General features: G+C 34.1%; 20 protein-coding genes. 10 read left to right on the top strand and 10 right to left on the bottom strand.

The window, feature by feature from the left end; genetic code table 11:
* Window positions 1–162 precede the first annotated feature (162 nt).
* The 5 genes from NF27_RS06095 to NF27_RS06075 all read right to left on the bottom strand — a co-directional run bounded on the left by NF27_RS06095 (window position 163) and on the right by NF27_RS06075 (window position 4,477).
* The gene (locus tag NF27_RS06095) at window positions 163–1,653 is read right to left on the bottom strand and encodes a leucyl aminopeptidase (protein WP_039457064.1); all 1,491 of its coding nucleotides are present in this window, start codon (window positions 1,651–1,653) and stop codon (window positions 163–165) included.
* Entirely contained in the window at window positions 1,605–2,888 is a 1,284-nt protein-coding gene (locus NF27_RS06090; RefSeq protein WP_053332633.1) for an AmpG family muropeptide MFS transporter, read from the bottom strand. Before NF27_RS06090 ends, NF27_RS06095 begins: the two co-directional genes overlap by 49 nt.
* A gap of 113 nt (window positions 2,889–3,001) precedes the next feature.
* A complete protein-coding gene (locus tag NF27_RS06085; RefSeq protein ID WP_039457061.1) occupies window positions 3,002–3,451 on the bottom strand; it encodes a nucleoside deaminase in 450 nt (149 codons plus the stop codon).
* Window positions 3,452–4,036 (bottom strand): DUF1013 domain-containing protein, encoded by a 585-nt coding sequence (locus tag NF27_RS06080; protein ID WP_038538028.1) that lies wholly within the window; start codon window positions 4,034–4,036, stop codon window positions 3,452–3,454.
* 93 nt (window positions 4,037–4,129) lie between these two features.
* On the bottom strand, window positions 4,130–4,477 hold the full coding sequence (locus NF27_RS06075) for a hypothetical protein (RefSeq protein WP_053332632.1): 348 nt from the start codon (window positions 4,475–4,477) through the stop codon (window positions 4,130–4,132).
* Between the two features lie 199 nt (window positions 4,478–4,676).
* Here NF27_RS06075 and NF27_RS06070 point away from each other — a divergent pair, with 199 nt between their 5' ends.
* The 5 genes from NF27_RS06070 (at window position 4,677) to NF27_RS06050 (ending at window position 9,324) form a co-directional block, all read left to right on the top strand.
* Window positions 4,677–5,666 carry a S66 peptidase family protein gene (locus tag NF27_RS06070; protein WP_039457058.1) on the top strand — a complete coding sequence of 330 codons (990 nt, stop codon included), beginning with the start codon at window positions 4,677–4,679 and terminating at the stop codon, window positions 5,664–5,666.
* 81 nt (window positions 5,667–5,747) lie between these two features.
* Window positions 5,748–6,512 carry a signal peptidase I gene (gene lepB / locus NF27_RS06065; protein WP_239647825.1) on the top strand — a complete coding sequence of 255 codons (765 nt, stop codon included), beginning with the start codon at window positions 5,748–5,750 and terminating at the stop codon, window positions 6,510–6,512.
* Entirely contained in the window at window positions 6,502–7,170 is a 669-nt protein-coding gene (gene rnc, locus NF27_RS06060; RefSeq protein ID WP_204367871.1) for a ribonuclease III, read from the top strand. Before lepB ends, rnc begins: the two co-directional genes overlap by 11 nt.
* Window positions 7,163–8,029 (top strand): GTPase Era, encoded by an 867-nt coding sequence (era, locus tag NF27_RS06055; RefSeq protein WP_039457052.1) that lies wholly within the window; start codon window positions 7,163–7,165, stop codon window positions 8,027–8,029. The genes rnc and era overlap by 8 nt, the downstream gene beginning before the upstream one ends.
* Before the next feature lie 122 nt (window positions 8,030–8,151).
* Window positions 8,152–9,324, top strand: a complete 1,173-nt coding sequence (locus NF27_RS06050) for a hypothetical protein (protein ID WP_039457050.1) — start codon at window positions 8,152–8,154, stop codon at window positions 9,322–9,324.
* 60 nt (window positions 9,325–9,384) lie between these two features.
* On the opposite strand, the gene NF27_RS06045 is transcribed toward NF27_RS06050, so the two are convergent.
* Window positions 9,385–10,854 (bottom strand): trypsin-like peptidase domain-containing protein, encoded by a 1,470-nt coding sequence (locus tag NF27_RS06045; RefSeq protein WP_039457048.1) that lies wholly within the window; start codon window positions 10,852–10,854, stop codon window positions 9,385–9,387.
* A 175-nt stretch (window positions 10,855–11,029) separates the two neighbouring features.
* On the opposite strand from NF27_RS06045, the gene gyrA reads away from it, so the two are divergent.
* Genes gyrA through NF27_RS06025 form a run of 4 tightly spaced genes read left to right on the top strand, consistent with a single transcriptional unit; the run spans window position 11,030 to window position 16,831 of the window.
* Entirely contained in the window at window positions 11,030–13,810 is a 2,781-nt protein-coding gene (gene gyrA / locus NF27_RS06040; protein WP_275574613.1) for a DNA gyrase subunit A, read from the top strand.
* Window positions 13,811–13,831: 21 nt separating this feature from the next.
* A complete protein-coding gene (locus tag NF27_RS06035) occupies window positions 13,832–14,038 on the top strand; it encodes a 2-hydroxymuconate tautomerase (RefSeq protein ID WP_039457046.1) in 207 nt (68 codons plus the stop codon).
* A 3-nt stretch (window positions 14,039–14,041) separates the two neighbouring features.
* On the top strand, window positions 14,042–15,343 hold the full coding sequence (gene tolB / locus NF27_RS06030) for a Tol-Pal system beta propeller repeat protein TolB (protein ID WP_039457043.1): 1,302 nt from the start codon (window positions 14,042–14,044) through the stop codon (window positions 15,341–15,343).
* Window positions 15,344–15,403: 60 nt separating this feature from the next.
* Entirely contained in the window at window positions 15,404–16,831 is a 1,428-nt protein-coding gene (locus tag NF27_RS06025) for an NAD-dependent succinate-semialdehyde dehydrogenase (RefSeq protein WP_039457040.1), read from the top strand.
* Window positions 16,832–16,983: 152 nt separating this feature from the next.
* Here NF27_RS06025 and NF27_RS06020 read toward each other — a convergent pair whose 3' ends face one another.
* From NF27_RS06020 to NF27_RS06010, 4 genes are all read right to left on the bottom strand, one after another.
* On the bottom strand, window positions 16,984–17,277 hold the full coding sequence (locus NF27_RS06020) for an ankyrin repeat domain-containing protein (RefSeq protein WP_053332631.1): 294 nt from the start codon (window positions 17,275–17,277) through the stop codon (window positions 16,984–16,986).
* Window positions 17,278–17,288: 11 nt separating this feature from the next.
* Window positions 17,289–17,459: a hypothetical protein gene (locus NF27_RS12470; RefSeq protein WP_161791819.1), complete on the bottom strand. Its 171-nt coding sequence runs from the start codon at window positions 17,457–17,459 to the stop codon at window positions 17,289–17,291.
* Window positions 17,460–17,800: 341 nt separating this feature from the next.
* Window positions 17,801–18,145 carry a carboxymuconolactone decarboxylase family protein gene (locus NF27_RS06015; protein ID WP_039457037.1) on the bottom strand — a complete coding sequence of 115 codons (345 nt, stop codon included), beginning with the start codon at window positions 18,143–18,145 and terminating at the stop codon, window positions 17,801–17,803.
* 68 nt (window positions 18,146–18,213) lie between these two features.
* Entirely contained in the window at window positions 18,214–19,776 is a 1,563-nt protein-coding gene (locus NF27_RS06010) for a hypothetical protein (protein ID WP_152606858.1), read from the bottom strand.
* Between the two features lie 431 nt (window positions 19,777–20,207).
* On the opposite strand from NF27_RS06010, the gene sppA reads away from it, so the two are divergent.
* On the top strand, window positions 20,208–21,098 hold the full coding sequence (gene sppA, locus NF27_RS06005) for a signal peptide peptidase SppA (RefSeq protein WP_039457030.1): 891 nt from the start codon (window positions 20,208–20,210) through the stop codon (window positions 21,096–21,098).
* Window positions 21,099–21,152 lie beyond the last annotated feature (54 nt).

The following is a 21,152-nucleotide window of genomic DNA, read 5'->3' as shown; positions in this document are numbered from 1 at the left end:
TTTTGAAATACTTACGTTATAACTTGTTACCTTGCAATATATTTTTAATAGATAAGGAAAATTAAAAACAGAGTTATACAAAGCATGCTTACTAAAAAAATAAAACGCGCCAATTTAAAAAGTAAATGACGCGTCTTTTATAAAATCAGATTTACTAAAATATCACTCGAAATTATCCGCAATCATTTGGTTAAGTAGCCTTACTCCAAAGCCTGTGGCGCCTTTTGGTGATATATCCGTGCCTTTTTTATTCCAAGTTACTCCGGCTATATCGAGGTGAGCCCAAGCGCATTTATTAACAAAACGCTGTAGGAAATGAGCGGCAGTAATACTTCCTGCACCGTTTCCGCTGCCTGTGTTTTTAATATCTGCAATATCGGAATTAATTTGTTTGTCATAATGCTCGGACATTGGCATTCTCCAAACCAATTCACCGGTTTTTTTACCGGCTTTTGAAATTTGCTCCGCAAGAGCATCATTATTAGAAAATAATCCGGCATGGCCGTCACCTAAAGCAACTACAATTGCGCCCGTGAGGGTAGCAAGGTTAACCATGAATCTTGGCTTATATTTTTGCTCAACATAACAAAGCACATCTGCTAAAACCAATCTTCCCTCGGCATCAGTATTATCCACCTCTACCGTTTGGCCTGACATAGAAGTAACCACATCACTTGGCCTTTGCGCCGATCCGGATGGCATGTTTTCCGCAAGACCTATTGCCCCGATTACATTAACTTTAGCTTTCCTGGCCGCAAGCGTATGCATAAGTCCCGTAACTACTCCGGCACCTGCCATATCATATTTCATATCGGCAATCCCACTTGAGGGTTTAATATTAATCCCTCCGCTATCAAAAGTAACCCCTTTACCGATGAATGCCAGCGGTGCATCCTTAGATCCGAAATCGCCGTTCCATTCCATAATTACGGTATACGGGTCATTCTCGCTTCCTTGGCCAACGGCAAGAAGCAGGTTCATGCCGAGCTTTTTCATTTCAGCTTTATCCAAGACGGTAATCTTAACACCAAGGTTTTTTAACTCTTCGCACTTTTTAGCGAAAGAGGCCGGGTAAATAACATTAGGCGGCTCGGAAACCAGATCACGAGTCAAATGAACGCCTTCTGCAATTTTGGAATAAGAATTTGCTAACTGCTCTGCTTCCGTGCTTTCTGTTAAACTTAGAGAGATATTTTTTAGGTATTGAACATGCTCATCTTTTTTAGCAACAAAATGTTTATTGAAGTTATAATTTTTAAGTTTAATACCAAGCATTAATTGGTTAGCAAGCACTGCTTCTTTTAAAGCCAGATTACTAATTTTATCAAAGAAAATTTCTAAATTTTCAAGTTTCAGCTGGTTAGCCAGGTCTGAAATCTTGCCTCCTAAGCTGAGCAGGTTGTTTTCATCAAGCTTTTCAGCTTTACCTATTCCGACTAAAATAACCATACTTGTTTTATTTTCGGATGAAACAAATATCCTTAAAAATTGGCCGAATTTTCCCGAAAAACTTTTATCCGCTAATAAAGCATTTTTTACTAATCCGTTTTTATCAATGTCGTTTATCGCTTGCGGTAAATTAAGTTCTTCGCTGACTAAAAAAACTATATTTGATTCTCTTGTGTCTCCGTGAGTTTTGTATTTGAATTCCATGTGCTATCCTTTTTACTATTATTAATAAACTTTAAAAGTATTAATGCCGGTAAACACAGTATGGCAGAGAAAATAAAGAAATCAACCCATCCGATCTGTTGAGCTAAAAAACCTGATGTTGAAGAAAGAGTGGTTCTTCCCACAGAGGCGAGTGAGCTAAGAAGTGCAAATTGGCTGGCAGTAAATTGGCGATTACATAAAGTTCCCATATAGGCAACAAATGTAGCTGAGCTTAATCCACTTGCAAAGTTTTCTATTGTAATTACTACTATTAATCTTGGAATATCATGTTCGGTACCGCATAATAATATAAAGGCTAAATTAGAGACAGAGGAGATAATTCCACCCCAAAATAAGGCAACATAAATATTAATGTATTTAACTAAATACCCTCCTGCAAAAGTTCCTAAAAGTGTAGCAAATACACCATAAAATTTTACGATTTCAGCAATTTCCATTTTTGAAAACTTCTGTTCAAGTAAAAACGGGGAAGTCATAGCGCCGAGGTAAGCATCGGATAATTTATATAGCGCTACAAATAATAAAATTAAATACCAGTTTCGATGATTGGTAAAATCTAAAAAAGGAACTATAAAAGAGTTATAAAACCATCCGCTTGCATTGTTATTCACTCTAATTTGATGTTTTGGTTCATCCATAAGAAGTGCGGAGATAATTCCGAACGCGGATAGTATAGATAAAACAAAAAAAGCATATGACCAACTAAATATGTCAGCTAAATATAAAGCTCCTGCAGTAGCAATAAACATTGCTGCTCTATAGCCGAAAGTGTAGTAAGCAACCCCCATACCTTGCTCATCGTCTTCTAAGCTCTCTACCCTTAATGCATCAACAATAATATCTTGACTGGCAGAGAAAAAGGCCATTCCTAAAGTTATCATTGCAAGCAGGTAGATATTTTCTTTTGGGTTAAACTGCCCAAGCAATAAAATAAAAATAAAAAGGAATACCTGTATTATTATAAGCCAGCCGCGTCGCTTGCCCAGGAATGAAAGAAAAGGGGGATTTAAATTATCAAGGAGCGGTGACCAAAAAGGTTTTAATGAGTAGGGGAGTTGAGAAAGTCCAAATAACCCGATAGATGAAAGAGAAAAGCCATACTCATATAAATAAGCTGAAAGAGTAGAAAGAGTTAACGGTAAAGGTAGCCCACAAGAAAAACCTAGGATAAAAATCAGAAACATCTTTTTTTTAGGGGCGAATTTACTAAACATATATAAAATCCTTATAACTTCAATTTTGATAAGGTATAGTAGTATTAAACCATAATTCAAGTTTAAAATTTAAAAAATATAACGCACTAAATTAAAAAAAGGAGTATTTATTCTTATCTTCTTAAGTTGTTGAAGAAGTTTTTTAGAAGCCTGCTGCATTCATCTTCCATTATGCCGCTTATAATTTCAGGATGATGATGACATGAGCTCGAATTATAAATTTTTGCTCCATGAACAACGCCTCCGCCTTTTTCATCATATGCCCCGAAATAAATTCGCTTTATTTTGGCAAGAGATATAGCATGTGCACACATAGGACAGGGCTCTAATGTAACATATAGCTCGCATTGCTCAATATATTTTGTACAGGTAAAAGCTAAAGCCTGCTCAAGTGCTAAAATTTCCGCATGCGCGAGCGGGTTTTTTGCAACTTCCACTTGATTATATGCTGCTCCGATAATCTTTTCCTTATACACAACTACTGCTCCAACCGGAACTTCACCTGAATCATTAGCCTTACATGCAAGCGCATATGCCTGCTGCATGTATTGATTGGAAAACATTTATTCTTCTAATTTTCTCATAGCTTCGGATTTTTCTTCCTGTGCTTTTTGCACAGATTTTTGTTTAGCTAAATCATAGATTCTATCCAGTTCAGTCTGGGTACAAAGCCCGAGTAATACAGGGTCACGCGGCCTAATATTAGGAGAATTCCAATGGGATTTATCACGAACGGCATTAATGGTTGTTTTTGTTGTTCCGATTAACTTCATGATTTGAGAATCATTAAGTTCAGGGCAATTTTTAATTATCCATGCAACTGCATCAGGCTTATCCTGCCTTCTGGCAACGGGAGTATATTTCGCGCTTTTCTTTTGCCTGGCTTGTTCTTTCATCAGCTTTTGAGCATTGGCAGAAAGAGTTAAATAAAGTTTCGGGTTAGTTTCACATCTGGTTATTTCTTCTTTGGTGATTTGACCTGAGGTTACCGGATCAATCCCTATAATACCTTTTGCTACATCACCGTCGGCAATTCCTTGCACTTCAAGCGGGTGTAGCCCGCAGAATTCTGCAATTTGTCCAAATGTCAAAGTTGTATTTTCAATAAGCCAAATAGCAGTCGCTTTAGGCATTAACGGTTTAGTCATGTATACCAAGTAATAATTAATTATTTTAGTTAGTTTATTAAATGCAATTTAGCAATATGTCAATAAATTGCGCAAAAAATCGGAGATGCGTTTTTAATGAATCTTAAGGTCTATTGCCCTTTTTTCATGGTATGGTAAAGTGTTTCTCCGGTGGTTTCGGATCCAAGGCATAACCTTATTTCTAACGTAATCCGGGTCAAGTTCCGCATAAGAACAAATTTCTATAAAATCCTGTGAATTACCGTTTAACCATTGTAAAGCTTTTATTTTAAGTATCTTATTCTTTTTCTTTTTAGAACAATTTGTTGCATCAACTATTGCTTGAAAAATTACACTTCTCCAAACTCTTATATATTTTTTGATTTCAGGATTCGTTTCTGAGATAGGTTGATCGTTAAATATATCAATAGTTAATAACTCCTTATCTATATTATATCTCATATATTATTACCTTATTATTGAATTAAGTGAATTATATTAACAAATAACATATTAATCAAGCTGATTTTAATAAAACTTTAATATTTAAGTATTTTATAAGGCTTTTGACTTGAAGAATAACTTGTAATAAGTTGCTTTTTAGCAATTAATTAAAACTAAAAAGTAGAATAATTTGTTTGGTGCTTGCGGCTGTGTTAATATGAAAAGTATATTTTTTATTTCATTTTTTATAGTGGGTAGTTTTTCAGTGAACTCATTTGCTTCTCATGTTGATGAGGATAGATCGTCTTCTCTGCGGAAATTAAATAATATAAATATTATTGCCCCTGCAAGCGGCAAAGTAAATAAAGCTACCATACAATCCATGCTTAAAAAATTCGGAAGCTTAGGATTTGAAATCGATATGCCTAAAGATTTACTTAAGGAAACTTTGTTCTGCTCTAATACGGATGAATATAGAGCAAATCATCTCATAAAAAGCTTAAAAGATGAACAGCAAAAAATCATTTGGGCTCTAAGAGGAGGTTATGGTTCTATGCGAATCATATCAAAACTTTATGACTTAGAGAAGCCCTCAAAAGAAAAAATATTTATCGGATACAGCGATATAACGGTCTTACACCTCTTTTTAAGCCAAAAATGGGGGTGGTATACTATTCACGGCTCTGTAGCTAAAGAGATAACTGAAAAATTAGATCCGAAAAATTTGGAAATTCTTTTAGGCTTGATTAAGACAGAAGGATATGAGGTTAAAATTCCTATTGATTTCCAACTTAATAAAATTAAATTTTCTAATTTAAAAGGTAAGTTAAGTGGTGGGAATTTGGCGATTATACAAAATAGTATTGGTACAAAATGGGAGTTAGAAAGTAAAGATAAGATTATCTTCTTAGAAGATATAAATGAAGAAGGCTATAAAGTTGATAGGATGCTTGAACACTTAAAACAGTCAGGTGTGCTTAAGGGGGCGAAAGCTATTATATTCGGTGATTTTCTTGAAAAAGAAGGGGCGAACTCAACAGTTAATGATGCATTAATCAGGTTTGCAAATTCTGTAGATATCCCGGTTTTTAAAACAAAGTATTTCGGACACGGATATCATAATTATCCGCTTGTATATAATGCTTCCGCTAATATTTTAACTAAGGATGGGGGCTTGTTGCTCACATATGATATGAAAAAAAGTTGAGTAATATTACAAGCCTTTGTTGAAAAAAATGTATAAATAGATAATACTACTCACTGCTTAAGTTTATTTATAGGTTGAAAATTGAATTCTTCTAATTTTATAAGAAATATAAAAAGCTATGATTGGATGGATATTTCTAAGTCCTTTCTGTATGCCCTCGTACTTGCAATGTTGTTCAGGTCATTTCTTTTCGAATTTTATAAAATTCCTTCGGGTTCAATGATTCCGGAGCTTAGAGAAGGGGATCATCTATTTATATCAAAATATAATTATGGTTACAGTAAATATTCTTTCTCCCCTTTCCCTATCCCGCTTTTTGAAAAAAGAATTTTTTTTAAATCCCCTGAAAGAGGTGATATAATAGTTTTTAAGTTACCCATAGATAGTAGCACTAATTATATAAAAAGATTAATCGGGTTACCGGGTGATGAAATTCAAATGAAAAAAGGGTTATTATATATAAACGGTAAGCCGGTAATTAGAGATAAAATCGGCAATTTTGACTTTAAAGATAAGGATGGTAAAACCATATATTGCGAGGCTTTTGAAGAAACTTTACCTAATGGCTTAACCTATAAAATTTTAAGAGATAAAAGAATTAGTATATATAATTTTCAGAATAATACACCGCTGTATAAAGTTCCTGAAGGGCATTATTTCTTTATGGGTGATAACCGTGACCATTCGCTTGATAGTAGATTCCTTAATAAAGTGGGGTATGTTCCGGTAGAAAATCTGGTCGGAAGAGCGGCATTCTTAGTATTTACTTCAGATTTTTCATTATGGAAATTAATAACGGAACGTAATGCCGGCAGAGCTTTTCAAAGTTTTAAATATGCAGATTAATTATAAATTTAAAGACCTGCAATTACTTAAACTTGCCTTAACGCATCCGAGTGTTGCTAAAAACTCAGATACTAAAAATGCAACCTACGAGCGACTGGAATTCTTAGGGGATAGTGTTTTAGGGTTGGTAATTGCTGAAGCAATATATAAGAAATTCCCGGATGCAGATGAAGGGGAGCTTTCAACTATGCATGCAAAACTTGTTAGTAAAGATATAGTCTCGGAAATTGCCGAAAGCATAAATCTCGGAGAAGATTTAATTTTAGATAGCGGAGAGGATACCAACGGAGGTAGAGAAAATCCCGGGAACCTGGAAGATGCTATGGAAGCGGTGATTGCAGCTATTTATCTGGATGGAGGTTATGCTACCATACTGAGCATAGTTGAAAATTTATGGGGTAAGCACCTCAGTAATAAAGCGCTGCTGACCGAAAAAAATATTAAATCCAGGTTGCAGGAAGATGTGCAGCATATGGGACTTGTAATTCCGGTTTATGAAATTGTTGAAAAAACGGGTTTAGATCATTCTCCCCACTTTAAAGTAAAGGTTGTTGTGGAAAATATAGGGAGCGCAATCGGCGAAGGGAAATCAAAAAAACAAGCTGAAGTAGCAGCAGCTGCTCTAATGTTAAAAATAATGGAAAAAAATAATGTCTGATAAAATTACAAAATGTTTAAAAGTCGGTTTGATTGGCGAGCCGAATGCCGGTAAATCAACTCTTATCAACCAACTTATCGGTGAAAAAATCTCGATTGTGAGCCCAAAAGTCCAAACTACTAGAACTCTGACCAGAGGCATTCTAAATGTTGGGAGTACTCAGCTTGTTTTTATTGATACCCCGGGGATTTTTAAGCCAAGCAAAACTTTAGAAAAATACATTGTCAATAATGCTAGAGCAGGAATTGACGAATCAGATTTAATCTGTGTACTGATTGACGCGAAAAGAGGTTTAACCCCTGAGCTAAATAGAATTATTGTAAGTATTAAAGATAAACCGCTGATTGCAGCCATTAATAAGGTGGATTTAATTAAGAAAGATCTGCTGTTAAAATTAGCCGAAGATATAAACAGATTAAATATATTTAAAGAAATCTTTATGATATCTGCGCTTAAAAATGACGGCGTTAAGGATGTGGTAAACCATTTAGTAAGCCAAGCGCCGAATTCTCCTTGGTACTATGAAGAAGATTTATATACGGATACCCCAAGTAGAAGCTTGGCGGAAGAAATTACTCGTGAGCAGTTGTTTTTATTACTTAACAGAGAGCTGCCGTATTCTTTAAAAGTGGAAACCGAAAAATGGGAAGATCAGAAAGACGGCAGTCTAAAACTCCATCAAGCAATTGTGATACTTAGATCAACCCATAAAAATATAGTAGTCGGAGCCGGCGGCCAAAAAATCAAAGAAGTCGGCAGAAGAGCAAGGCTTGAGCTGCAAAAAATTTTAGAGCGTAAGGTTCACCTTTTTTTATATGTAAAAGTTCGTGAGGATTGGGTGGATAAAGAACTCGGGTAAACAATTAAATATTTAATTTATATCTTTAATTATATATTTTTCATATTTTACGTATTTTATTGTATGTGTTTATATAAAACGCTATAATGCACATATATTTGTTAATAAGATATATTTGCATTATGGAAGTTTTAATTTTTCACCAGATCGGTAGATTTGATCTAAGTGCATATGAGCTAGCGGATATGATTCTAAGCAATTGTTTAGAAGTTGGGTTAAAGTCAAAAAATCAATTAATTAAAGAAGGCATGCGTAAGGAACTACCTGTTAAGGGAATATTTTCTGATGAACATGAAAATATTTATTTCTGGCCTACAATAGGTTTTATTGATCGAAATAGTCCATTTATAGCAATAAAAGTTAACTCGGATGAAGTATATGTTTATAATTCCCGTTTGCGAGGAAAGGTTGACTATTTTGCCTATGAAGCTTCTAAAATGACTTTGTCTCAATATCTTGAAAGGCATGAAAATAATATGCAAATTAGGCATGATATTAGCGGGCTCGATAGTGTATTAACTTTGCTGAAACATAGGATAACCGCTGAGCCTCTCTTTATACAAGCGGCAGATGAGTATTTAGATCAGCTTGATCAATATTATCAGGAATATAGCCCGGAAGTAGTTATTCCTGCTAATATAATTCCTGATAATTATTTAGCATTATACGGTAAAATAAATAAAAATAGTAATGATTATGAGGCTGTATTTAATGAAAATGCTGAGATGTTTTCAGCTCACAAGCCTGAGAAAAGAGGAATATTTTTAAATGACGAGGGAAATAAACATTATATGCCGACTAACTCTCATATAGAAGATGATTTTGGAAAAATATTTTTACATAGCGGCTATAACCCGTATGGGACAGAAAGGTACGTATGTTCAGCATTTCATAAACAAATAAATATAGATAAGCTACTATCAAGTAATATTGAAATTGAGCCTGATCCGTTTGATACAGAAGATGGCCGACTTACATATATAATAAAAGGTGATGATAGAGATAATATAATAAAATTACTGCCTAACACTGCTAATATTGTTATTGGAAAGGGTGGTGCTGATATAATCTATGTTGCTGAATCTGATTGGCTGACTACAATAATAGATTTTAATTCTTCTGAAGGTGATAAACTTGGTTTTGCAAAAGAGCTTTATTTTTCAGTAGATGAAATTATTTCTAAAATAATTTATAAAGATGAAATAGCTATTATCCCTACCAATGACTTTGGCTCTTTACTACTCGCTAATATTTTTGAAAATGCGCTTAGTGTAGAAAATTTTTTTATATATTAATTTTAAATATAGTTAGAAAGAAGGTAGTCACTTCTAATTATAGATAAGATTACCTCAGCTCTATTTATTTTGTAATTCCTGAATTTTTTGAGATACCCATTCCAGTTTTTTATTATCAAATTTCATCAGCGTGGGTTCGGAATCGGGCGAGTTATATTTAATTTCTAATTCAAATTCATTTCTATTAGTATAGGGAACTGAGTCGAAACCTTGGTAATAAGCATAATTTTTAAAATTAATTTTAAAGTTTTTAGTTTCAGTAAGTTCAGGAATTATTTTTATTAAATCATCTAAGTTATTAATGGGAGTATTATTTATACTTACCACGTTAATGAGATAGACTAGTCCGTAGTTGTTAATTTTAATCCAAGGTAAAACATCAAAGCTTGAACCTATATTAACATTGGTTACAAAGACTTTGCCTTTAGGTGCTCCTGTAGTTAACTTTAAAAAATTATCGACCTCAACAAAAGTTGCTCCGCCGAACATGACAAACTTAGAAGGTTCTAAATCATATAAGTTATATAATGGAACTTTTAAACTTATTAGCTTACCGTTTCTGTAAACCTCTAAATTAACTGAATCATCTGAAGATATATTTAAAAGCTTTTGATATTCATAAAGCTTAGGCCCGATCTCAGTGTTATTTACTTTCCAAATAATATCTCCGGGTTGCAATATTCCGTGTGCTGGAGATTCTTCAAGCACTGTACTCACTTTTAGTGCTTTGCTGAAAGAGCCCGGATATTTATTAATATAATTATCTATAATGCCTTTAGGGAAATTGGAAAACGTAGCTGCTTTATCAAGTGAGTAATATTCAAGTATGGCTCCTATATCTCTTCTCGGAGGTATTTTATTTTTGCTTAAGTATTGTAGTGCATCCCTAATGTAAGCAATCGGAATAGCAGCAGCGTAAGTTTGATCTGCAGCATAATTTAAAGCTATAACTTTTCCTCTATTATTTAATATAGGTGAACCGCTTGATCCACCTTTAGTGTTTAAGCTAATAATCATATTTTGACTTGGGAAGGCTCCCCATGACTCATATAGGTTGCTGATAACTCCGGTTTGAACGGAAAAGTTATTACCTTGATTATTGCCGATAATGGTTACACTTCCTTCATTTTCAATAGGTGTATTACTAAACTCCAGTTGCACAACATTTTGAGGAATATCTTTCGGGTTTACTTTCAATAATGCAAAATCTATCCACGGGTCACTGTAAAGAAATTTTGCCTCAGCTTCCCTGCCGTTAAAAAAGCTGACTTTATAATCACTAATCCTTTGTTTTGAAGCTAAATGCTCATTAGTTATAATTAATCCTTCTTTTTTATCTACCACAAAACCGGTGCCGAAAATTTCTTTGCTGGTATCCGAAGCATAAAGTGAAGTAACCAGCTTATTACTAATGCTTACAATTCCGCGTTTAGCATTTTGTATATTTGAATTTAATAAAGGTTTATCAGCGTGAGAAATTAACGGAGATAATAAGATAAGCAGAAAAAATGTTATGATTCTTGTGACCATGTAGAATAAAACTTATATATAAATTATAATATCAACATACTTTAATATCTCATCCGACTGCAAGCATTTTATAGTTTGCCGCTCTTAGTAATAAAACTTTTAATACCCCGTTGCCTTTTATTCCGAACTTAGCTAGTATTCACGTAATTAAAAAAATTAATTAAGGCGTAAAAAGTTGAGTAAAGGTGAAAATTTAAATTTAGAATTTTTTAACGTATTACCAGTTAAAATTGAAGATGAGATGAGAAAGTCTTACCTTGATTATGCAATGAGCGTAATCGTAAGTAGGGCGCTTCCAGATGCGAGAGACGGTTTAAAACCGGTGCATCGCAGAATATTATTCTCAATGTATGAAATGAGTAACTTTCATGATAAACCTTATAAAAAATCCGCAAGAATTGTCGGGGATGTAATAGGTAAATATCACCCGCACGGGAATGACTCGATTTATCTTGCATTAGTAAGAATGGCACAAGATTTCTCACTTAGAATTCCCCTCATTGACGGCCAGGGTAACTTCGGGTCTATGGATGGAGATTCGCCGGCGCAAATGCGTTATACCGAGGTTAGGCTTGCTAAAATCTCCTCAGCCATACTTAACGATATAGATAAAGGCACGGTTGATTTTCAAGATAACTATGATGGTTCGGAAAAAGAGCCGAGAGTTCTTCCGACTAGATTCCCAAACCTATTAGTAAATGGTACCAACGGTATTGCAGTCGGAATGGCAACAAATATTCCAACCCATAATCTTGGTGAAGTTATTGATGCATGTTGTGCTTATATTGAAAATCCTGAAATTACTGCTGAGGAACTAACCGCTTATGTACCGGGACCTGACTTCCCGACGGGAGGGTTAATTCTAGGTCGTGAGAAAGCTAAAAAAGCACTTATGACAGGCAGAGGCTCTGTAATCGTCAGAGGGAAAACGGAATTTGAGGAAATCGGCGGCAGACAAGCGATTATTATTAACGAAATACCTTATCAGGTTAATAAAGCTGAGCTAGTTAAACATATTGAGCACTTAACTAAAGAAAAGATAATTGAAGGTATCTATGAACTAAGAGATGAATCAAACAAGCTCGGTGTAAGGGTCGTAATCGAACTTAAGAAAGATGTTGTCTCTAACGTAATATTAAAACAGCTGTATAAATTTACCGAACTTCAATCTTCTTTTGCTTATAATACCCTTGCGCTTAATAAAGGTATCCCGATAGTTATGTCAATCAGAGACATAATTGCAGCATTTGTTGAATTTAGAGAAGAAGTAGTGGCGCGCAGAACTTCTTTCCTTTTATCTAAAGCCAGGGATAAAGCACACGTATTAATCGGGTTATACTTAGCAGTAAGTAATATTGATGAAGTGATTGCATTAATTAAAGCTTCACCTGATGCGGCAGCGGCAAAAGTAAGGTTAATGGAGAGATCCTGGCAAGCGCAAATGGTTGAATCATTACTAAGTTTAGTTGATGATTATAGAAACAACCTGGTTAACGGCACTTGCTATTTTACTGAAGAGCAGGCAAAAGCCATACTGGAAATGAGACTACAAAGGCTTACCGGTTTAGAAAAAGAAAAAATAGAAAATGAGCTGAAAGAACTTGCAGCTGAGATTAAAGAGTATTTAAGCATTCTTTCTTCAAGAGAAAAATTATATGCAATTATACTTACTGAGCTTGCGGAAGTTAAACAGCAATTTGCAACTCCTCGAAAAACTGATTTTGAATTGAATGAAGCCGAAGTTGATATTGAAGACTTAATTCAGAAAGAAGAAATGGTGGTAACCCTTACTTTAACCGGATATGTTAAAAGGGTTCCACTTAATGCTTATAGGTCGCAAAAACGCGGAGGTAAAGGTAGGTCAGCGCTTTCAATGCATGATGAAGACCTTACGACCGACATAATTGCAAGTAACACCCATACGACATTATTGTTCTTTTCGGATATCGGTAAAGTTTATAAAACAAAAGTTTATCAATTACCACTGGGTACCCCTCAATCCAAGGGGAGGGCATTGGTTAACTTATTCCCGCTCTCCGATGGTGAGAAAATTAATAATATTATGGCTTTCCCGGAAGATAAATCTACCTGGGATCAATTAAATATTATGTTCTCAACTTCCAACGGTAATATAAGACGTAATAGTTTACTTGATTTTGTAAATATTCAATCCAACGGTAAGATTGCCATCAAACTTGATGATAATGATAAACTTATCGGTGTTGCAGTTTGCGAATCTCATGATCATATGCTGCTTTCAACCAGAATGGGTAAATCGATTCGTTTCCCGGTAGATTCGGTAAGGGTATTTAAGAGCAGATCTTCGGATGGTGTAAGAGGTATTAGGCTTGCCAGAGAAGGAGATGCGGTGATCTCACTATCAGTTTTAAAAGGGGCTGAAATAGGGATGGAGAAGCGTGATGAATTCTTAAAAATAAGTGAAAATATAAGAATGATGATTGCTGCGAACCCGGAAGATCAGAGCGCAATAAACAAACTAAACAGATATACTTTCGAGAAATTAACTAAAGAAGAAGCTGTTGAGTTGGCTAAGAATGAAGAATATATACTGGCAATAACCGAAAACGGTTATGGAAAACGTACCTCGGCATATGAGTATAGAATAACGGATAGAGGCGGGCAGGGTGTACTAAATATAAATACCTCAAAACGTAACGGCTCCGTTGTTGCAAGCTTCCCGGTACATGAAGATGAGCAAATTATTTTGATCACAAACCGTGGTACATTAATTAGAACCAGGGTACATGATATTAGAATCACAGGCAGAAATGCCATGGGAGTAAAAATATTTGATGTTAAAGAAGCTGAGAAAGTTATTTCTGTGACAAGAGTATATGAAGCGGAAGAAGAAGCTGAAATTATAGCTGAGGCGGTTAGCGGTAACGTGAATGCTGATGGAAGCAGTGATTCTGCTCCACTTCTAATCACGGAATAGTTATTAAGTAGGATAAAATATATGCCGGTACTAGTAGTTAATATGATGGAAGGAAGGACTGATGATCAAAAAAGATCATTAGTTGAAAATGTTACTAACGCGGTTTGTGAATCTTTAAAATGCGAATCGCATAAAGTGAAAATTATTATTAATGAAATGCCGGGCAACGGTTATGCTATCGGCGGTAAATTAATGCAGGATACCGACGAAAAATATAAAAAGAGGTAAGGAATGCTGAATAGAGTTATTATTTTTTGTTCATTAGTACTATTGCAGGTTAACATAGCTCAGGCGTTAGTTGAGATTGATATCACCAGAGGAAACGTTGAGGCCATGCCAATTGCAGTTGATAGATTCAAAGGAACTGGTGATTTTAGTAAGGAAATCGGAGAAAAACTTGAGCAAGTCATCAGTAATGATCTTGAAAACTCAGGACTTTTCAGACCTATCAATAAAAATGCATTCTTAGAAAATATAACTTTAGACAAGGCACCCACATATTCCAATTGGCGAAAAATTAATGCTACTTCATTAATTTCAGGTCAGGTTGAAATAAAAGATTCAAACCATATTAATATTAAGTTTAAAATGTGGGATCCATATAACGAGATTCAGCTTGAAGGAGGAAGTTACACGGTTTCCAAAAACGCCTGGAGAAGAGTAGCGCATAAAATTGCAGATGTAATTTACAAAAGGCTGACCGGGGAAGAAGGGTACTTTGATACCAGAATTCTCTTTATAGCTGAAAGCGGGACATATACCAAGCGCATAAAAAAACTAGCTATAATGGATCAGGACGGAGCAAACTTAAAGTTGCTGAGTAATGGCAGTGATCTGGTTATTACCCCAAGGTTTGACCCTAATAGCCAAAGAGCTATTTTTATGTCCTATAAAAATTTAGTACCGAAAGTTTATATGCTGGATTTGGAAACGGGAACACAAAAACTAGTCGGTGATTTTCCGGGTATGTCATTTGCACCCCGCTTTTCCCCTGACGGTAATTATGCAATTATGTCGGTTGCAAAGAGCGGAACAACCAATATTTTTGAAATTGATTTAAGAAGTAATTTCGTTAAGCAGTTAACTTACGATCGTGCGGTTATTAATACCTCTCCTTCATATTCACCTGACGGGACTAAAATTACTTTTAATTCCGATAGAGGTGGTTCAAGGCAGCTTTATGTTATGGATCGTGACGGTTCGAATATAAAAAGAATTAGTTTTGGTGGAGGTTCTTATGCAACCCCCGTATGGTCGCCGAGGGGTGATTATATAGCATTTACTAAAATGCAGCATAGAAAATTTTATATCGGGGTGATGAGAGTTGACGGCAGCGGTGAAAGATTGCTTACTTCGAGTTGGTTGGATGAAGGGCCAACCTGGTCTCCGAATGGTAGGGTTATTATGTTCGAAAGACAAAAGCCCGGTGGTAAAAGTAATATTTACGCAATTGATATTACAGGTTATCATGAAAGAATAATTGAAACACCAGGTGATGCTTCAGACCCTGCTTGGTCGCCGCTTTTAAAATAGAGGTTATCAATAAAAGTTTGTTACATTGTGTCGCCTTTAAATATATAAAACGGGGGCGCCATGGAATTTATAAATAAATGCTTTATTAACGGAAAGTGGGTAGATGCAGTTTCAGGAGAAACTTTTTCCGTGTATAATCCTGCAACCGGAGAAGTTATCGGGTCAGTCCCTTTTTGTTCGACGATTGATGCACAATTGGCAATTAAATCAGCCGGAGATGCATTTTTGCCATGGAAGAAAACTACCGGAAAAGAACGTAGTAAAATTTTACGCAAATTCTATGAGCTCATAATATCAAATAAAGAGCAACTTGCAAAGATCATGGTTATGGAACAAGGTAAAGTTATTGCCGAAGCAAGAACGGAAATTGAGTACGGAGCTTCATTCATTGAATGGTTCGCCGAAGAAGCTAAAAGAATTTACGGTGATATTGTGCCTAAACTTAAAGCAGAGCAAAAATTATTTACTTTTAAAGAGCCAGTCGGGGTGGTAGCTGCTATAACTCCTTGGAACTTTCCTTCAGCTATGATTACAAGAAAAATTGCCCCTGCGCTTGCAGCAGGATGTACCGTCATAGTTAAGCCTTCCGAGGAAACTCCTTATTCCGCATTATTTTTGGCAAAGCTAGCTCAAGAAGCCGGGCTTCCTGATGGTGTGCTAAATATAATATTCGGAGATGCAAATGCAATCGGGGATGCTTTAACTTTAAGCCCTGAGGTTAGGATGTTAACTTTTACCGGCTCAACAAGTGTAGGTAAATTATTAATGGAAAAATGCAGTAAAACCGTTAAAAAAGTTACGCTTGAGCTGGGCGGTAATGCACCGTTTATTGTATTTGAGGATGCAAACATTAAAGAAGTCGTTAAAGGATTGCTAGCTTCAAAGCTAAGGAACGGAGGACAAAGTTGTATTTGCGTAAATCGAGTTTATATCCATATAAATATTTTTGAAGAATTTTTAAAACGACTAAAAGCAGAATTTAACAACATAAAAGTCGGTAACGGACTTGATGAAACTAACAACATTGGAGCACTTATTAACGAGAAAGCTGTAAATAAGGTAAATATATTAGTGAGCAATGCTTTACAAAACGGCGGAGAAATTTTATATCAGGCGGAAATTGATAGGTCTTCCCCTTGCTTTTTAGCGCCTCTAATTATTAGTAATAATTCAGATAATACTCTGATTGCAAAAGAAGAAATTTTTGCTCCGGTAATTTCATTATTTAAGTTTGAAAATGAGGATGAAGTAATAGATAGGGCGAATGCAACTAATTACGGCCTTGCTGCTTATGTTTATACTGAAGATATGCGAAAAGCTTGGCGAGTGAGCGAGGAGTTGCAATATGGTATGGTTGCAATAAATGATGTCGGCATATCAAGCGAAGTTGCTTCTTTCGGTGGGGTTAAAGAATCCGGTATCGGTAGAGAAGGGGGAAGATCAGGTATTTTAGAATATTTGGAAGATAAATTTATTGTAATGAGATAAAGTTTTTTTATATTCATATATATTAATTAGCTTTTATCCTGATCTTTCTTCTATTAATTTAATTCTAATATGCTTTTGCAATCCTAAGGAGAATATTCTATCCCCTGTTCATCCATAGCTTCAGTAATTACATCTAATATTGCAGTATATTTTTAAATATTATCATTTTCTTTATATTTTTCGCTAATACAATAATGAAAACTTATATCTTCATATGGCGTTTTTCCGCCTTTATTTCTAGCAGTAAGATCGGCACCATATGAAATTAACATTTCAGCTATTTTTGAATTACCGCATGTATGCAAAGGTGTTTGATTATATCCGCTTGCTCTGACATTAGGATCATGACCGTTTTCCAATAATGTTTTAACTTTATCCGTATCACCGAAATTACTGGCAACATATAAAACAGTAAACTCTTTATTACGATACAAATCATTACTCATGTCGTAATTTTTTAATGATTCAATTTTTTTATCTTTGATTCAAGCATTTTTATTAGCTCAAGCTCATCATCCTTATCAGAAAAAATAATTTCTTCCTCATCATTCGAAATATAATTATTATAAGGCGAAGGTTGAGAATAAACTTCAACTAACGTGAAATTTTGTTGAGTAAAGATTGTCATAATTATATTTTATATAAATTAGAGATTATTAAAAATTAATAACTTTTTATAATTTGGAGCAATAATTTTAATGTTAAAAAATATTTAATAAATATAATAATAAATATAATTGTAAGGGAAATGGTAAGCTGTTTAAATAACGTGAAGGTAATCTTATCTACGGATTAGAATAAAACATACAAATATGTACCAGAGACATATTACATAACACTTTTGCCATACTGGTGGATTACTTATACCGATAAAAAAGTAATAAAAAGGAATAATTCATGCTTTCATATAAAATTAATGTAAATAAGTATTATCCCGTTTTATCCCGTTTTATCCCGTTTTATTTAATATTACAAATTACTGAATTCTTCAAAAGCTTTAAGCGCATATGCCGCATAAGCTGTAGAAGGCCCGCCGCCCATGTAAATAGCCATAGAAAGCGCTTCCAATAATTCTTCACGCGTGGTTCCCAGTTCACATAATGTTTTAGTGTGGAACCCAATGCAACCATCACAGCGAGCAGCAACCCCAAGCGACATAGCAATCAGTTCTTTTGTCTTTTTATCTAAAACTCCGTTTTTACTAACGCTTTTAGATAAAGCCCCTAAACTATTCATTACATCCGGAATTTCTTTATGCATTTTACTTAAGTATACGGATATATCTCCGGTAATTTCCTTATATGATTTAGTCATAAGCTCCCTCTTATTTTTTATAACCCTTAATTATAATAATAAACATATTATAATAAAAAAGCTATTTATTAAGGCGAACTTATCAATTTTTCTGTCTTATAAGGAGTAAACTTACCGTTTATTTTAATAAAAGCTTTGTCTTTAACTTCTTTTAAACCTAAGGCTTTAGCTATTATTCTCTCTGAATTATCATCTAATGAAGTTATATATAAAACATCATATTTTTCAGGATTTTTTTTATTACTTGATTTATCATTGAACATGTCAAAATCAATTGTAAAGTTTTCATCTAATTTATAAGAATCTGGCCAGAAATGTGCAGTTTGTTCCACGCATGAAAGTAATTCGGAATAAGGATTATGGGGAGATAATTCATAAGTAATTTGAACACAATGAAAGAATGTTAAGTTATTATATATTGTCATTATCTTAGTATTTTTATCTTTTTGTTTAATTATAGAAAGATCTTGTGCAATAGAAGATGTAAGTTGCCTATCATTATTTAAATAATGTGGCGGCCTTTTATATAAATTAGAACAAATAGTACTGAAGAAAATTATAGTTAGAATAATAATAAGCTTATTAAAATCCTTTGTTTTCTTATGAGGAAGCTGCTCAAAGATCATTTTTATATAGGTTGCTATAACAAATGCGAAAACAATTGCAAATGATGCATAATACCTTAAATATGAAGCAGCTCTTAAGGCTTCTTCTATGGTATAACTTTTTAAATATAAAAATAATCTAAAGCTTAGGTATAAAACAAATGTTAGCAGGAGAGCTATATTTAAATTAAGAAAATAAGAAAAAGTAATTTTATACTTTCTTTGCAAATAGAGCAATAAAGCAAGTAAGGTATATATCACTAAGCTACCTTCCTTCAGAGCAAAACCTATGATTGATTTACCGAACATTAACAAAACAGCTTTATTTTGTTCCGATGAAAAAACATTGAGCAAGGTTTCTGCATACTTAGCTAAGCTAAAGCTTGAATGGGGAGATATTATACCAAAATTTAGCAAATAGGTTGCCCATAGTTTATGGCTAATATATGGAAGAATAAATAAAAACAGCAGAAGTATAATATTATGCTTCTTAAGTTTATAATTTGACACAAAATGTGTGGAAATTGTAATAGCTGCAGCATAAGCTAACCAAAAACCTACTTCTTTAATATTTGGTAGTAAAAATAACAAAGGTAATAAGCAGAGAAGAGCCTTATCTTTATTATTTTCTTGCATATAAATTGCTATTACTGCTCCAAATGCTATACCTACTATACCATCTATATAAAGAGATCTTAAAATCGGAGTGTAAAGTATTGCAGCAGCGAGCACTGAAAAGAATAATAATGCACTTTGCAACATGCTTCGGCGCACTAACACCGTTGAGCTGAATAGCATACATAATAAACCCATGGCAAACATATTATTACCTTCAGTATATCCGATGCTCTTGGTTATAAAGTAACAAAAAAGAGCAGGTATTCTAGTATAATTAAAATGGATCGGATAAAGAGAAGTCAGGTCACTTACCGTGTGCAAGCCTTTATAAAGGTGAATCTCTTTAGCAGCGGTTCCCCAATGAGTGAAATCATCCCATGAAATGTAGTATGAAGGTGTTATTCTCACATAATATATACCGATTGCAACAAGTAGGAATAAGAGATCGTAAGAAAAAAATTCAGTTAATAATTTTTTATCTGTAAAATTGTTGATAATATAATAAATAAAAAGTACAGCTCCTAAAATATAAATAAAATATACAGTAAAATCTAAGATTCTAAGCAAAGCTGATATGTAAAGAAGAGAAACAATTAATGAAGAGGATAGGGGAATAGCAACACTATATGATAAATTAAATTTATTCTTAAAATATATAAAGTATCCTAATAGGCATAAAATCAGTAATAACAGCATCATATTTAAAAAATTAACTTTAAGGGTTATGTAGTCTCATTTCAGCAATAGGTCAATTAAAAAATTACTAAAAAAAGGATGATTAATTAAAGTTTTAGGTTAATATAACTTTTTAGAAAAGATAATAATAATAATATTTTAATATGTCATTTACCTCAGATCAGATTTTCGATAGAAATAAACTTAAAACACAAATAGCTAATTGGCGGTTTTTTGCATTACTAGCTCTTATTTTATTACTTTGGAGCTTGTTTGGAAATAAAGCAAATATATCCTCTCCTTCAAGATATATAGCTAGGGTGCAGCTCGAAGGGATCATAATGGATGATCATGAGAGAAATTTGACCCTAAAGGAATTAGCAAATGATAAAAACGTTAAAGCTTTAATTGTACATATTAATAGTCCGGGCGGATCATTTGTCGGTGGACAAAACGTATATTATGCTTTAAGAAAAATTGCTGATAAAAAACCGGTGGTGGCAGTAATGGGTGAAATAGCGGCTTCCGGAGGATATATGTCTGCAATTGGAGCCGATCATATCTTAGCACGTGAAGGAACTTTAACCGGTTCAATAGGAATATTATTAAAATCCTTTGAAATTACTGAGCTTGCCGAACGTTTAGGTGTTAAGTTACAAACACTAAAAACATCTATTTACAAAGCTTCGCCTAATCCGTTTGAAAAAATGCCTTTAGAAGTAAAGAATGCAGTTGAAGATACCATTCAGGATAGCTTTGAGGTTTTCTTTAATATGGTTCAAGAAAGAAGAAAAATAGAAAGCGATAAATTAAAAACGATTGCAAATGGTAGAGTTTATACGGGAAGGCAAGCATTCGAATATGGTTTAATTGATGCTTTAGGGGGAGAAGATGAAGCAATCGCCTGGCTTGCAAAAGACAAAAATATAAAAGGCCTGGAAGTTGTTGATGTTAGCTTAGTTAAGCAAACCAGCAGGCTGGAAAAGATTTTGGATTCTACGGCTACTATTCTTTCTAATCTTAAATACACAGCTAATACAATGGTTTTACAATAAATATAGACAATTGCCATCAATACTGATATAATTCTTTAAAAATTATAATTTATT

Source organism: Candidatus Jidaibacter acanthamoeba (assembly GCF_000815465.1).
In the GTDB taxonomy this organism is placed as follows: Bacteria; Pseudomonadota; Alphaproteobacteria; order Rickettsiales; family Midichloriaceae; genus Jidaibacter; species Jidaibacter acanthamoebae.
The sequence above is the reverse complement of the archived record's forward strand: the minus strand, read 5'-3'. Positions and strand labels throughout refer to the sequence as shown.

Excerpts from the sequence above, each read along its gene's own strand:
- NF27_RS06095 (WP_039457064.1), bottom strand. The coding sequence starts at position 1,653 with ATGGAATTCAAATACAAAACTCACGGAGACACAAGAGAATCAAATATA.
- NF27_RS06090 (WP_053332633.1), bottom strand. The coding sequence starts at position 2,888 with ATGTTTAGTAAATTCGCCCCTAAAAAAAAGATGTTTCTGATTTTTATC.
- NF27_RS06085 (WP_039457061.1), bottom strand. The coding sequence starts at position 3,451 with ATGTTTTCCAATCAATACATGCAGCAGGCATATGCGCTTGCATGTAAG.
- NF27_RS06080 (WP_038538028.1), bottom strand. The coding sequence starts at position 4,036 with ATGACTAAACCGTTAATGCCTAAAGCGACTGCTATTTGGCTTATTGAA.
- NF27_RS06075 (WP_053332632.1), bottom strand. The coding sequence starts at position 4,477 with ATGAGATATAATATAGATAAGGAGTTATTAACTATTGATATATTTAAC.
- NF27_RS06070 (WP_039457058.1), top strand. The coding sequence starts at position 4,677 with ATGAAAAGTATATTTTTTATTTCATTTTTTATAGTGGGTAGTTTTTCA.
- rnc (WP_204367871.1), top strand. The coding sequence starts at position 6,502 with ATGCAGATTAATTATAAATTTAAAGACCTGCAATTACTTAAACTTGCC.
- era (WP_039457052.1), top strand. The coding sequence starts at position 7,163 with ATGTCTGATAAAATTACAAAATGTTTAAAAGTCGGTTTGATTGGCGAG.
- NF27_RS06050 (WP_039457050.1), top strand. The coding sequence starts at position 8,152 with ATGGAAGTTTTAATTTTTCACCAGATCGGTAGATTTGATCTAAGTGCA.
- NF27_RS06045 (WP_039457048.1), bottom strand. The coding sequence starts at position 10,854 with ATGGTCACAAGAATCATAACATTTTTTCTGCTTATCTTATTATCTCCG.
- NF27_RS06035 (WP_039457046.1), top strand. The coding sequence starts at position 13,832 with ATGCCGGTACTAGTAGTTAATATGATGGAAGGAAGGACTGATGATCAA.
- tolB (WP_039457043.1), top strand. The coding sequence starts at position 14,042 with ATGCTGAATAGAGTTATTATTTTTTGTTCATTAGTACTATTGCAGGTT.
- NF27_RS06025 (WP_039457040.1), top strand. The coding sequence starts at position 15,404 with ATGGAATTTATAAATAAATGCTTTATTAACGGAAAGTGGGTAGATGCA.
- NF27_RS06020 (WP_053332631.1), bottom strand. The coding sequence starts at position 17,277 with ATGAGTAATGATTTGTATCGTAATAAAGAGTTTACTGTTTTATATGTT.
- NF27_RS12470 (WP_161791819.1), bottom strand. The coding sequence starts at position 17,459 with ATGACAATCTTTACTCAACAAAATTTCACGTTAGTTGAAGTTTATTCT.
- NF27_RS06015 (WP_039457037.1), bottom strand. The coding sequence starts at position 18,145 with ATGACTAAATCATATAAGGAAATTACCGGAGATATATCCGTATACTTA.
- sppA (WP_039457030.1), top strand. The coding sequence starts at position 20,208 with ATGTCATTTACCTCAGATCAGATTTTCGATAGAAATAAACTTAAAACA.